The organism is Bradyrhizobium sp. CSS354, assembly GCF_029051725.1.
Lineage (GTDB): Bacteria > Pseudomonadota > Alphaproteobacteria > Rhizobiales > Xanthobacteraceae > Bradyrhizobium.
This window is the reverse complement of the sequence record NZ_JAACFU010000027.1, coordinates 17,241-29,738: the sequence shown is the minus strand read 5'-3', so window position 1 is coordinate 29,738 and position 12,498 is coordinate 17,241. Positions and strand designations below refer to the sequence as shown.

9 protein-coding genes, 2 pseudogenes and 1 other annotated feature are annotated in these 12,498 nt (G+C 58.9%); of the genes and pseudogenes, 7 read left to right on the top strand and 4 right to left on the bottom strand.

Annotated elements, in window-relative coordinates; translation table 11 throughout:
- Nucleotides 1-895: 895 nt before the first annotated feature.
- The 3 genes and pseudogenes from GWG67_RS35310 to GWG67_RS35300 all read left to right on the top strand — a co-directional run bounded on the left by GWG67_RS35310 (nt 896) and on the right by GWG67_RS35300 (nt 2,629).
- Nucleotides 896-1,118, top strand: a pseudogene (locus GWG67_RS35310) (hypothetical protein).
- A 17-nt stretch (nt 1,119-1,135) separates the two neighbouring features.
- On the top strand, nt 1,136-1,558 hold the full coding sequence (locus GWG67_RS35305) for a hypothetical protein (protein WP_275174264.1): 423 nt from the start codon (nt 1,136-1,138) through the stop codon (nt 1,556-1,558).
- A gap of 666 nt (nt 1,559-2,224) precedes the next feature.
- Complete coding sequence (locus GWG67_RS35300; protein ID WP_275174263.1) at nt 2,225-2,629, top strand: hypothetical protein; 405 nt, start codon at nt 2,225-2,227, stop codon at nt 2,627-2,629.
- 158 nt (nt 2,630-2,787) lie between these two features.
- Here GWG67_RS35300 and GWG67_RS35295 read toward each other — a convergent pair whose 3' ends face one another.
- Nucleotides 2,788-3,009 (bottom strand): hypothetical protein, encoded by a 222-nt coding sequence (locus tag GWG67_RS35295; RefSeq protein WP_275174261.1) that lies wholly within the window; start codon nt 3,007-3,009, stop codon nt 2,788-2,790.
- 2 nt (nt 3,010-3,011) lie between these two features.
- Nucleotides 3,012-3,245 (bottom strand): hypothetical protein, encoded by a 234-nt coding sequence (locus tag GWG67_RS35290; protein ID WP_275174259.1) that lies wholly within the window; start codon nt 3,243-3,245, stop codon nt 3,012-3,014.
- Nucleotides 3,246-3,446: 201 nt separating this feature from the next.
- On the opposite strand from GWG67_RS35290, the gene GWG67_RS35285 reads away from it, so the two are divergent.
- The 4 genes and pseudogenes from GWG67_RS35285 to GWG67_RS35270 all read left to right on the top strand — a co-directional run bounded on the left by GWG67_RS35285 (nt 3,447) and on the right by GWG67_RS35270 (nt 7,807).
- Nucleotides 3,447-3,713, top strand: coding sequence for a hypothetical protein (locus tag GWG67_RS35285; RefSeq protein ID WP_275174257.1), 267 nt, complete (start codon nt 3,447-3,449; stop codon nt 3,711-3,713).
- A gap of 417 nt (nt 3,714-4,130) precedes the next feature.
- A complete protein-coding gene (locus GWG67_RS35280; protein WP_275174255.1) occupies nt 4,131-4,310 on the top strand; it encodes a hypothetical protein in 180 nt (59 codons plus the stop codon).
- Between the two features lie 1,000 nt (nt 4,311-5,310).
- Nucleotides 5,311-6,528 carry a Fic family protein gene (locus GWG67_RS35275; protein WP_275174253.1) on the top strand — a complete coding sequence of 406 codons (1,218 nt, stop codon included), beginning with the start codon at nt 5,311-5,313 and terminating at the stop codon, nt 6,526-6,528.
- Nucleotides 6,529-6,637: 109 nt separating this feature from the next.
- Nucleotides 6,638-7,807 (top strand): annotated as a pseudogene (locus GWG67_RS35270) (IS3 family transposase).
- Nucleotides 6,865-6,978, top strand: a sequence feature (AL1L pseudoknot). Its footprint overlaps the pseudogene before it by 114 nt.
- Nucleotides 7,808-9,398: 1,591 nt before the next feature.
- On the opposite strand, the gene GWG67_RS35265 reads toward GWG67_RS35270, so the two are convergent.
- The gene (locus GWG67_RS35265; RefSeq protein WP_275174251.1) at nt 9,399-10,067 is read right to left on the bottom strand and encodes a hypothetical protein; all 669 of its coding nucleotides are present in this window, start codon (nt 10,065-10,067) and stop codon (nt 9,399-9,401) included.
- A gap of 11 nt (nt 10,068-10,078) precedes the next feature.
- The gene (locus tag GWG67_RS35260; RefSeq protein WP_275174249.1) at nt 10,079-11,860 is read right to left on the bottom strand and encodes a hypothetical protein; all 1,782 of its coding nucleotides are present in this window, start codon (nt 11,858-11,860) and stop codon (nt 10,079-10,081) included.
- Between the last annotated feature and the right edge of the window lie 638 nt (nt 11,861-12,498).

The following is a 12,498-nucleotide window of genomic DNA, read 5'->3' as shown; positions in this document are numbered from 1 at the left end:
CATAACTAAATTTGTCGTTCAGCGCAGCGAGTTAAGTTCCGCCAGAGGGTCAAAGCGGAACTATTTTCGCTTTAGGCCTCACGTCAGTTTCGAATGCTACTCTGTGCAGCCTGTCGCGCGCGCAGCTAATGGCGCCAGATGGTGAGGAGTTAGGGGCACTATGGAAGAAGCGCGACCTTAAACGACGGTGATCCGGCGATCTTACCTCGGGCGTTGGCTCCTTTTGCTTTCAGGGCGATCTCCACGTGCTTTCCCGAAACCCCGTTTTCGTTTGTCGGCGCGCGGCAACGGGTGAGTAGCTGGCCACCAACTAGGTCAGGTTCGCGCTCCTATCGCTAGCCAACGCGACCCCATATGTTGTGGGGTGATTAAGTCTTGATCGATTTTTTGAGAACTCTGCACATTTAACCGCGCTTCCGGTGGGGAGCTTTGTTCATGCAAATCGATTTGAGGTGCGCCGCGCGCAGCCCGGCGAGTGACGCTGAGGTGGCTGAGGTGGAGGCCTGCTCCTCCGATCTTACACCTGCGAGCAAACCCGCCGCCGCGAACGACAACACCGAAAACACGCACTGGCCGCTCATTCCATTTCCTGACGGCTGGTACGCGACGTCTTGAAACGATCCAGATCAGTGCCTTGGGCGCGGGTCGCTCCGCAGTAGATCGACCGTTCAGCCGTCCCCGTTTTGGCGGCGGTGTCGCCGCGGCCCCTTCCGTTCGCGCCTACCGCTCCGGCGGCCTTCGCCCGTCCGTGCCGGCTCAGGTGGCGGCGGATCAGGTTTTTTTTATTTCAAGCGTCGCCAGAAGAACTGCCAAGGCGTGCCGAACTTAGGAACACTTTTCAGTGCTGCGAGGTTTGTTTCCTTCATCAGAGCCCTAGGCCTTGGGAGTTCTTTCCATGGCTACCCAGATCGTTCTGGACCACGCAGGCGACAGCAGACATTTCTTTGAACAAACTGATCCGAAGGGCCTCGCCGAGGCTGAACGGCGATTTAAGCGGCTCACGGATCAGGGATTTACCGCCGCCACGCGGAAGGCGGGCAGTGAACTAGAGGTCACACGGATCGTTTGATCCCACCGCGGATGAGACGCTATTCTATCCGCGTCTCGTCGGCGGCTAAGCTATCGCGATGCGACGATGTTTCTGTTCAGACGCAGTGAGGCTAACAGTGCGCGCTTCCGTGCCCTCCGTGAGCTTTATCGGAGCGTCACCGAGCAAAACGGCCCGGAAGCGCGTTCGCGGCGCCTGCTGCGGGATTGGTTATCTCCAGAGCAGCGCGCGCAATTCGATGCCAACAACTATTTCGAAGTCGCCGGTTCTCACACCGGCAGGCGATATCGAGTTCAATATGGTACCCTGAGCAATGTTGTAGAGCTCGACGCATCAGGGCAGCCCGCGATCGGCTGGTGTTTCGTTCCCGAACATGCCCTGGCGGCTGGCGATGTGATGCTCGCCCAGAAGATCGCGCTCGAAACCGACGAAGCCGCAGTGCTCGCGCTTGCCCACCGGTTTACTCCGAGACTGCCATCTCTGCCCCGGGTAGTGCGGCGTGCTTACTAGGTCGCCCATGGGCGGGGCCGCCGACGGGGGGACGGCGGCCCCTCGCCGCGAAGGCGCCGATACGCGAAAGGAGGACGACTTCGCGACTGCATCCAGCATCTGCGCAGGGCCGGATCGGCGCAAGAACGTGCGTGCGTTAGTGTTACTTGGGCCGCGGCTTCGTGGATCGGCCTCGTGAGACCATTTCGTCAACAGTTCGCAGCATCCGAGCAAATTCAGACTGAAGATGTCGAGCGTGCGCCGCATCTTTTGGCTCTGAGAGAAAAGCAATCTTCACGAGGAAGCGGTTCAATCGCGATGTGACGAGAAGATTGTCTGAGTGCTGCGAGCGCAAGTTCGTGATCTGTCGTCGCATCTCAACGAGATCGAACGGGTCACCGTCGGGCTTATTTGCCAAATGAAGCTCATAGCGTTGCAACGGATAAACGAAGCCGCCGCGTCGAGTATCTTGGCGCGACGGCCGCGCCATGGTGGACCCGGACGGCGCAATGTCCGGCGCAGAGAGGCTAGCGCTCAGCAGCCCCGGTGCAATCGAAACCGCGGATTAAGCTTGATGCCCTTGCTGGAAGTTAATTCGGGAACCGAGAAGCCGCGACGGAAGGTCTGAAGGTACTGACCCAGTGAATGCCCAATGAAGGGTGACTGAACAAGAGCTGCGAAACCTCGATGCGCTGCTATATCTTCACGCTCGACGACTGCGGTAGCACGCTGAACGCGCACGAAATCGACTGCAATAACGCCGAAGAGGCTCTACAGCTAGGCTCTGCCGCGGTGGCGAACGACCCAGTCGAGGTTTGGTGCGGTCCTCGGCGTCTCGCCCGCTTTGAGCCGGAGCGGAGGCAGGACCGGCCGCTTTCGCGTTTGGGCGAGCGCTTGATCGTAGCCGAGCGCTATCTTCGCGAAGGGGAGCAACTCATCAGTCAGCAAGAGAGGGTCATCGCCCACCTCAAGCGCGAGGGGCGCGATCTCGCTCTCGCGTTTTCCATCCTCGATGCCCTGATTGAGACCCAGAAGGCTCATTTGCAAGAGCGGGATTTGCTCGCAGCCGAAGTGGCAAAGCGGTCTGAATAGTGGGGCTAGCGCAGCCACAGATCACGATGGGTCCGGGCCAATTCTCGGGTTCTCGACCGCTAGCGGTTCCGTTCACGATCCGCGAGGTAGCGCCGAACGCGATCTATTGGAGACCGCGCCAATAGAGGCAGTGTCGCAGGTGGCGATCGCGCGCCATCCTACTGTTCAGGATTTCCGATATCGAAGGCGCCGAGACGATATTCTTCGCCAGCTGACTGCTCATCCGCCGTTTTCGTGACCAGAGTAAACGTCGCGTCCGGATAGCGTGCCCACACATCGAGGTCGTCAGGCGTGACGGTGAGATATCCGAAAAAGCACTTGTATCGACCCGGCTCCGTCACTCGGCCGATTTTGTCCCAATTGATCTTGTTAACGCGCATCGCTAGCTCCACTCGTTCTCAGGGAGCGAACCGGGCGGAGGTTTAAGTTCTTTGAGGCCAGCTTCGATCACAGCCAGTTCGTCTTGGATCGCCCTTACTGCGTTTTCGGGGTTGATGCCTGATACAGCTTGCAGTTCAGCGAGCACCTTGCACCGATGCGCCAGCAACTCCGTCAGCGCGCGACGGTCCCGCACCTTGACGTAGCTAGCGACGATCAATTCCATGGATTTCGACATGTTTCGTCGTTTCCCACCGGTTTGCGCCTATCGGGCGCGGCTAAGTTCTGCCAGGCCGGCTCCCGTCAAACGATATTCGACACCTTTGCCGGTTGAGCGTCGCTCCATCCATCCGTTTCGTAGAAGGGCGAGCTTTGTTCCGGGGTGATCGGTAAGCTTCGAAGAAGACACCCAATCGCGGTCACGAAGAGGATCGAGCATTTGCCGGTGATGCTGATTGAAAAGGGGCCTGCGCCTTTCCTCCTGACCGATGTCTTGACCTATCGCTTCAAGCGGGTGTTCGGCTTCCATGGCCGTTTGTTGCCATCGCATGGTTTACGATCAGTTACAAATCAGGAACAACCGGCAATCTTTTCTAAATGGTTCATGGATATTGTTCTGCGGCATGGATCACGAGGGTGCATCTGCTTGGCTCGTTCCGGCTCTCAGGCGAAGCTACGCTCGACTGGCGTGGATGACGCGCGGTAATCGCGTGCCAGACCACAGCCGCTTGCCGGCGCCGCCGCGCTCGGAACAGCCAACTCGGTTTCCCGACCCACCGCGCCGCCCGGCGCCGCCGCGTATCTAGGCGTTTGGGGCGTCGCGCATGACGAACGATGGCACATCGACGCGTCCGTGGCTGCCGGACGAAGAGGCGGAATTGCTCTCGCTCTTTGGCGCAGGCGCCACAGCTCAGGAGGTCGGCCGCCGGCTGGGCCGCACTCGCCAAGCGGTTTACGCTCGCTTGCAGCGCTTTCAAAAACAGCGTGGGCGAGCGAGTAGGAAGTGTGGGAAAATCTTTGCTCAGTTACTAGAGTGATCGACGGCGGCGGTCGACTATAAGGTGGCAAGGTCACATCCGCAGCGGATTAAGTAGCGCCGATCCGATCGCATTGAGGTCGACAAATGACCAGCCCAACTGATGACGAATTATGCGCCGCGGTCACCGCCGCCATTGAGCAGTGGAAGAGTTCGCGCCAGCTTCCTTATCTGTCGCCCAGCGATTGCCAGACACTGAACAAGTTGATCATCACCGGACTTCAAACCGTTCTGTTCCAGCGTGCGAAGGCCTTCGACAAGCGCTAAATTGGACAGCTTGATCAAATCCGGAGGTTCGTCTTTCGTCCGCAGTCCGTTCCTGCTTGTTGGAAAGGACTTTTGGAAAGACTTTTCCGGACGTTCTGGCTTGACAGTACGGATTATGGCGGTCGTAGGCAGGTAAGCGTTGGCCTCATGACCGACGCGTCCACACACCCGCCTCTGGGGCTCCGCCGCGGTGTTTGCGAGCGGCGCTCACCAACGAAATGGCCGGCGGGCATCACTGCCGCCGGCCATCGCTTCGCGCTACCGTGGCTGGGGGGCTAATCGGCAGCGCTTACCGCAAGCCTGCCGAAGGCGGATTAACAAATCTTTAACCAATTCGGGCAGGCTCTGGCTATTTCGCGGGCAATAGCGGGGCGGTGTGCCGGGCGGCTCTGCGTTGAACCGTTCAGCCCTTTCGCCGCCGTATGGCTACATCCACCATCACGCCTCCGCATGCCTGGCAGCCCACCGTCGCGCCAGCAAGAGCTACGGTAGCTTGTTCATCTGTGTCTTTGAGCGCACCCCCATAGCATCGGTGCGCTGCTGCCGCTAATTTCGCCGCATCCCGTTCGGGGCGCGGTTGCACCGCAGGCGCACGCAGCGCCGTCAGCTCATAGACCTCGTCGGCCAGCCGCATCCAATCGTCGCCTGCCACGAGCCGGGGTAGCGGCGGGCCCTGACATCGGCAGGAAGGGTTGTCCAGGACGGCTCGCTAGTAAGCGGTGGCATCTCGTCTCTGGCCGACCGGCGCGATTGGGGCAGAGTTCTGCCTACGGCCGCCTTGGCGGCCAGCCTCTCCGTCTGTTCAGGAGCGTGGATAGGGCGCTGCGCGGCTTTGCCAGTGGCCACTCGTGGCGCGGAACATATGGGGAACAATGAGGCTAACGGAACTTCGGCGTACTTCGAAAACCTACATTCGCGACCTTGAGATCGCAGCATGATATGGCTTTTTTCTGGAACCCTAATTATAAATAGGAAATCTGGTGCCTAACTTTGGCTTTTCATGAAGCGCAGCGATCTCAGCCACACCATCCGGGAAACCCTGAAGCGATTGCCGCCGCCGTACGATTCTCACTACGGTATCGTCCCGCCGGCCCCACCCGAGGAAGGAGTGTCGGTAGCCGGGTCTGTAAAGGCTTTGGACGCCGCCCAAGCGGCCTTCGGCAAGGTAGATGCCGTCGCCGCCCACATGAAAGACCCTTACATCGTCAGCCGCGTCCTGACCAGACGTGAAGCGGTGAGTTCGTCATCGATCGAAGGTACCCAAAGCACCCTCGACGAACTGCTGTCGGTCGAGGAGACGGGGGACGACGGCGCCAGGGATGAAGCGCGTCAAGTACGCAACTACGCCGTGGCGCTCGATGGCTTCATTCCACTCGCTGCCAAGGACGGTTACGGCGTCTTCACGATGGATCTGATCAAAGATCTCCATAGCGCCGTGATGAAGGATGATCCGGACTACAAGGATGTTCCCGGCGACCTTCGCACGCGTGTCGTATGGATCGGCGGAAATAAGGACATCGCATATTCGAGTTTGAATCCTCCGCCTCCCGACGACGTCCCCGGCTGCTTAGCTCAGACCGTCGACTTTCTGCGGAACGAGGGAATGCAGCAAATGACTCAAGGGTTCATCACGCGCATGGCGATAGCGCACACTCATTTCGAAGCGGTCCATCCCTTCCGCGATGGCAATGGCCGTGTCGGTCGTCTCCTCCTACCGCTCATGATGGCGGCCGAGAAGCACGTGCCGCTGTACCTGTCGCCATATATCGAGAGTAAAAAGGATACGTACTACGCTTCGCTCAAGGATGCCCAACAACGGCTGGACTGGCAGCCGATCATCACCTTCATGGCCGACGCCGTCACCGGCACGGTTGACGAACTCATCCAGACCCGTGCGGCGCTGTCCGAATTATCCGATGTCTGGAGAGAACGCCGCAAATTCCGCAAAGGGTCGGCGGCTGCGCGCGCTCTCGACGAACTTCACAACTATCCGGTCGTGACCGCCAAGCGGCTCGGCGAACTGCTGGACATCAGTCCTCCGCAGGTCCATCAAGCGATCGCTCAACTGCAAGAAGCGGGCATTCTGGAAGAGCGTACCGGCTATTCGCGCAACCGCGTGTATGCCGCCACAGAAGCGCTCGGTATCATCAATCGCCCGTTCGGCGAAGAGCCCCTGCTCCCCGATCAGGTGGATAACCGACCACCGCAAACAGGGTGACCAGTATTGAACCGCCCCGGGTTTGCCGGAGGCTCCAACTCCTGAGAGGATGGAGCCGTGACAAGCAAGACGAAAGTTTTCGCCTGAGGTCCGGGATCGCGCGGTTCGGATTGTTCTGGATCACGCCAGCGGGCACCCTTCGCGCTGGGCGGCGGTGACATCGATTGCGGCCAAGGTCGGCTGCACACCGCAAACGCTTCATGACTGGGTCAAGAAGGCCGAGATCGACAGCGGGCAGCGGACCGGTGTCCCGACTGAGATGGCCGAGAAGCTGAAGGCCCTGGAACGGGAGAACCGTGAGCTTCGACAGGCCAACGAGATCCTGCGCAAGGCGAGCGCTTATTTGCGATGGCGGAGCTCCACCGCCGGTCCCACGATGATCGCCTTTATTGACGATCATCGTGGGGCGCATGGGTCGAGCCGATCTGCAAGGTGTTGCCGATCGCCCCTCGACCTACCACGCCCATGTGGCCAAACGGCGCGATCCGGCCAAGCGGTCGGCGCGCGCCAGGCAGGACGGCGCGCTGAAGATCGAGGTTCGGCGCGTCTTCGATCAAAACTTCTCCGTCTACGGCGTGCGCAAGGTCTGGCGCCAGCTCAAGCGCGAAGGCTTCGATGTTGCCCGTTGCACGGTGTCGCGACTGATGCGGGACATGGGTTTGCAAGGGGTTACCCGCGGCAAACCGGTCAAGACCACGATCAGCGACAAGGCCGCGCCATGCCCGCTGGATCACGTCAACCGCCAGTTGAAGGCTCCAACGCCGAACGTTCTCTGGCTCTCCGACTTCACTTATGTCGCAACCTGGACCGGCTTTGTCTACGTCGCCTTTGTGATCGATGCCTATGCCCGCAGGATCGTCGGCTGGCGGGCCTCGCGCACGGCGCATGCAGGCTTCGTGCTCGATGCGCTGGAGCAGGCACTACATGATCGACGGCCGGTCCATCGTGGCAGGCTCGTGCACCACAGCGACAGGGGTAAGCCAATACGTATCCATTAAGTACACCGAGCGCCTGGCTGAGGCCGGCGTCGAGCCTTCTGTCGGCAGTGTCGGAGATTCCTACGACAACGTCTCGCCGAAACCCTCAACGGTCTCTACAAGGCCAAGGTGATCCATCGGCGCGGGCCATGGCGCAGCTTCGAGGCCGTCGAGTTCGCCACTCTCGAATGGTCGACTGGTTCAACAACCGACGGCTCCTGGAGCCCATCGGAAACATCCCGCCGGACGAAGCCGAGCAACGCTACTACGCCATGCTGGAACAACCGGCCATGGCAGCTTAACTTAACCAAATGGCCTCCGGCAAACCCGGGACGGTTCAATCGGCAAGGTGACGTAGCTTTCATTCCAGCTTTGACGAGAATCTGAAGAACGAGATCCTCATCTATTCCGGGGGTGAGATCGACCGCGGTGGTATTAAAGATCGTACCCCAGGTTCGATCGCTTAGGAGAAAAGTGCGAACTTTCTCGCCCAATGCAAACCAAGCAGTGGTCCACTTCCATTCAGGTGTCGGAGTGATCACCAATGTTTTGTGATACTGCGTGTCATCAGTGTACGCTCCGAATGTAGCGAGATCGTAAGGGATTAGCTTTCTAGCTGCCCTCATCACGCCGAGAACCAGCTCTTCTGGTTCGTAGCCAGGTACACTGAGGACTTCCTGTAACTCCGCCCGTACGAGCTCTTCCGCCATCGGCACAATAGTAATGATTGCGCCCGAGCGGCTTTCCTCAGTGTCGAAAGCAGGCGCAACCGTTATCCGAAGCGGAGTAATCTGTCCGCTGGTCGATACGAGTGCTGCCTTCTCCTTGCGACCGTCCGGCGATTTGAACCAATCCTCAAAAACGGTGTGGCGTTGTGCGACGTCGCAGCTGGCAAACAAAGAGCTGCGTGTTGACCCGCTATTCTGTTCTGCTACCCCTATCAACTGTTCGCTCGCTGGTTTGCAAAAGCGATTGCGCCTTCTGGGTCGAGACGTAGGAGGCGACCGTGAAGAGCATCAAATCGCGCTTCCTCCTCTTTTACGCCGAGAAGGAGTGCGTATGATCCTGTCCTGCCAAACTCATCAGGTAGAGGGCCGATCTCTCCTCGAAGTTGCCCCGATGTAGATCTAATCGAAAAGTCTGCTGTTTATGCACGGCCAAGTGAACTAGTTCACATGGATATCAGGCAGCTGCTTAGCCGCGTGCAGAGAAGGTCAGCCGCGCTGCCAATTCTGGGCTGCCGATACAATTGCAAACGCCTTTGGAGATGCGTGAACTGGACTGAATTCTCTTTCCCGACTGCGGCGGCCACGAACGGATCGGATCTCGGGCGCAATAGCTCAGCCGCGTTCCAGACGCGTGCGACCCGCGCGGATGAAGCCCTCGCCAATTTGTGAGCGAGGCGGTCGCGAGGGTGCAATGAGGAAAACGCATCGCCGGCTTTTACGTTGTGGTGCTCAAGCGTGCCGCGGATCGAGAGCGATCTCTAGACCAATCGCGAAGGCATAGTAGTAGGTCGGCGAGGGGTCTAGTTCGGCCGCTGACCGACATCTTCCATACCAAGGCATACGCAAATGCAGCCGATTTTGACCGAAAATTGTGCGAATGGCTGGCCGACGCCCGAAGCTCGCGGCGCATCATGTAGCCGAAGATTGTGGAGTAGGGTCGGCGATGGCGCACAGCAGGCGCTCCCGTCGGCGTCTTTATCGAGCTTGAATGGGCTGTGGATGCTCGCAATCACAAAATCGAAAGTCGCCAGCACATCGTCCAGATAGTCGAGCGCACCATTTACCAGGATGGGTAAGCAACGTTTCTGGACTGGTATGACCACTCAGTTTAGCAGGGGCACTTAAAGATCTGCGTTCATCCCGATCTTCACCCAGGCATGTCGCTTTATCGCTTAGCTCGACGCTTCACCTGCATCTGCTCGTTGCCGCAATCGGCTCCATGAGTCGCCGCTAGCGTCGCCTTGCGTTCATTGCTCATCAGCCTCACCGAGATCTGCATGGTATTTGGGTCCCATCCTTGCTGGCAGTAGATGCTGACGCAGTACTTCAAATCGGGCTCTTCCGAATAGTTGCTCTTGAAATGGACCTGATAAAATGAGTGGTGTGTGTCCTTGATGATCTTGAAGTAGGAGAATTGATAACTGCCCTGCGACGGAGCTTTAGCGGCCTCGCGTGCTGCCGCATTCAAGCCAGCCCTGACACAGCTAAAAGTCCTGGCATTTAGGTCGCTGAGGCCGTCACCCGCGGGTGCGGTGTTCTCAAGGGGAGCAGATTGCCGCTGTGGCGCCGGTGTATTCTGTACCGCCTCGTCCCCAGTCTGTCCGTGGGACGCGGTGCTCCAGGCGACCAGCGCCAGCACCGCGGTTCTCATGACGTTTTTCAAACCGCATCCAGCGAATGTGGTCTTGAAAGGTGCCCGCACTCCATCCGCCTCTTGCTGATGCAAGCAGATCTGCGGTTTCGTCGTGGATTCAACGGCCTGGTGGGCAACGCATTGCATCGCGACGGTTCCCTTCTCTTTCCCGCCGGCCCGTATGTTCACGACGAGGCGCAACGGTCGATGCGTCAGAGGCCGTACTGAACGACCTTATTGCTGAATGTGCCAACGTAGACCTTCCCGTTCGCCACCACCGGCGTGGAATACTTTGCGAAGAGTCCTAACTCGCCGGGTTGGCTGTGAAAAAGCTGCTTCAGTTTGCCATTGGCAGCCGGGGTCGCGTTGTACGCGACGAGAGCGCCGGGGACGACTTTGGAGTTCGCGTCCCCGAGCACCGGGTACGTGCCCCAGACGACGCCGGTCCCGGGATCCGAGCCGTTTGATGAGATGACGAGGCGTCCGCCGGGCATTCCGGGATCATTTCCGGATGCTACCTGCGTGCCTTGGGCGCTGAAGGATGTGATGCGCTTCGTTGTGAAATTGTAGTTGTAGGCCTTGAGGCGCTCATTCTCGCCCCATACAAACACGATCCCGCTGTTTGCCCCTTCCATGTACACAGGGGTTCCGTGGATATGATAGCTCTTCCCGTTAGGTGTTTGCGCGGGAAGATTGCGTTCGAGTTTGATGATCGGCCAGTTTGGATCGGTCGTCGTGGTCGTCGGAAGGCCTGCCGGTCCGTTTGGCGCATTCGGCAGGTACGTCGCGACGAACGGGAGGTTGAAGTGGGGATTCCACGTGTTCTTTCCGAGATTGTCCTTATTGAGGTTGTAGAGGACGCCGTCCTTACCACCGCCGATCAGGTTGCCTCGCGCGGGAATGAGGACGACACCGGCGGAGCCAAGGTCCTGATCTTGAGCTGCCTGACGGTCCGGAGGCGCGGCTCTGTCGCGGCGCTGAAAATCGCTGAACGCACCCCAGTAGTCGACAACATCGAGGGTCGGCTTGCCGTTGTTTACGTCGGCGATGCCGGGGGTATACCGAAGTTTCACGAAGCTCTCGGCGAAATTGCCGGCCATCGATCCGGGATCCATCCCGTTGCCAGTGGAGAGGTAAATATCTGTGCCGTCGATCGCCGGCCCGGAGCCCGACATCCACACGCCGCCGGCGCCTCCTCCGGGGGTGACGTTCCAAATCCCCGGCGTCGGTTTGAACCCAGGGTCGCGATTGAGGCCGCGCACGTCATAAGCAACGACGAATCCGTGTCCTGGCCCATTCGGGTTCTCACCATTGATCGAGAACGAGATCACCACGGCGCGATTGCCACCAGGGTCGGTCAACAACCCCAAGCCCGCGCGCATCTTCTGGTATGGCGTCGTGAAGCCGTTCGCGATCCCACCCCCGCCGTTGTCAGCATTTCCGGCAATGAGCACTGGCGGGTTCTTGTCCGCCAGGCTAGTTGCGTCAAGTGTCCAGAGCATATTGTTACGTTCGATGTTCTGGCTGGCCTCGTTTGGCTTGCCAAACGTGGTCACATAAATGGTGTTCGTTGCCACCTCGATCACAGGGGTCGCCGTTATTCCCCAATGGCGATACATATTGTGGAGGTCCATGCCCATGCCCTGCGGGTTGGCGATATCGGCGGGGTCGAACGGTGGGGCAAGTTGGCGTTTGACGAGTTCGGCGCCGGTGTTGACGTCGAAGACATAGGCCGTGTTCGTCATCGTGAACACATAGAGCTTGTCACCGACGACAAGCGGGGACACGTCAATCTTTTCGTCAACGGGAAATTCGCGAATTTTCTTGAGCCTAGGCACGTTAGCGGGCTTCAAAACCGTTTCGGACCTGTTCCAGCCCTGGCGGGTGTTGTCGACGCCGACAGTCCAGATATCGACAGCCTGGGCGGACGATGCCACCACAAGGGCAGGCACCACGAGCAACGAAAGCGCGCTCCGGTAGGATAAATAGTTCATGATGTTGGCTCCGGTGCAGGGTAGACACAAACCGCGTCACGGACGCACGACCCGCAGCTTGCATCCTGCGGCAATATTGCTCTCATTTGGGCCGCCTGGCGACCACTCAGCTCCGCCTGTGCGCCTAATAGGCCGAGTGTACCGGCACCCAGCTAGTGAGCCAAGCTCGCGCTCGGCGGCTTGCTCTCTGTAGCTGTAAGCAGGCTGTCGCCTTGCTCGAACGCTAAAGTCCTCTGAAGCGTTTTCCCAACGCATGAGTAAGCGCACATGTTTTTTCCAATACGACATCGTTTGCAGTGACGTTTGGCGCAACGGTCCGGAAACAAGAGATAGTCGCTCCTCGACAATGCCATCCGATCAGGAAATGCGAGGCGGGGCTGGACAGTGCTGAGAGAATGTCTGCTACTCGATCATTATAATTTGGCTGCGACGCGAACCAGCGCAAATGCAGCCCCTCCAATCTCCTGAGATACATCGGCATAAGTCGCAAGACGGAGCGTGCAATGTCGGTATGAGGCATATGGAAGAGCGAATTGCTCGGGCCTTGAATCCTGCATGGAAGGTGCTACCGTCAACCACTGCGAGCAATGCTACAATATTTAATCTTGGGTAAGAGCGGCTGACTAACATCGCGCGTC

Bases quoted from the DNA above. Each gene is read 5' to 3' on its own strand.
- GWG67_RS35275 (WP_275174253.1), top strand. From the start codon at position 5,311: ATGAAGCGCAGCGATCTCAGCCACACCATCCGGGAAACCCTGAAGCGA.
- GWG67_RS35295 (WP_275174261.1), bottom strand. From the start codon at position 3,009: ATGCGCGTTAACAAGATCAATTGGGACAAAATCGGCCGAGTGACGGAG.
- GWG67_RS35300 (WP_275174263.1), top strand. From the start codon at position 2,225: ATGCGCTGCTATATCTTCACGCTCGACGACTGCGGTAGCACGCTGAAC.
- GWG67_RS35290 (WP_275174259.1), bottom strand. From the start codon at position 3,245: ATGTCGAAATCCATGGAATTGATCGTCGCTAGCTACGTCAAGGTGCGG.
- GWG67_RS35305 (WP_275174264.1), top strand. From the start codon at position 1,136: ATGTTTCTGTTCAGACGCAGTGAGGCTAACAGTGCGCGCTTCCGTGCC.
- GWG67_RS35280 (WP_275174255.1), top strand. From the start codon at position 4,131: ATGACCAGCCCAACTGATGACGAATTATGCGCCGCGGTCACCGCCGCC.
- GWG67_RS35260 (WP_275174249.1), bottom strand. From the start codon at position 11,860: ATGAACTATTTATCCTACCGGAGCGCGCTTTCGTTGCTCGTGGTGCCT.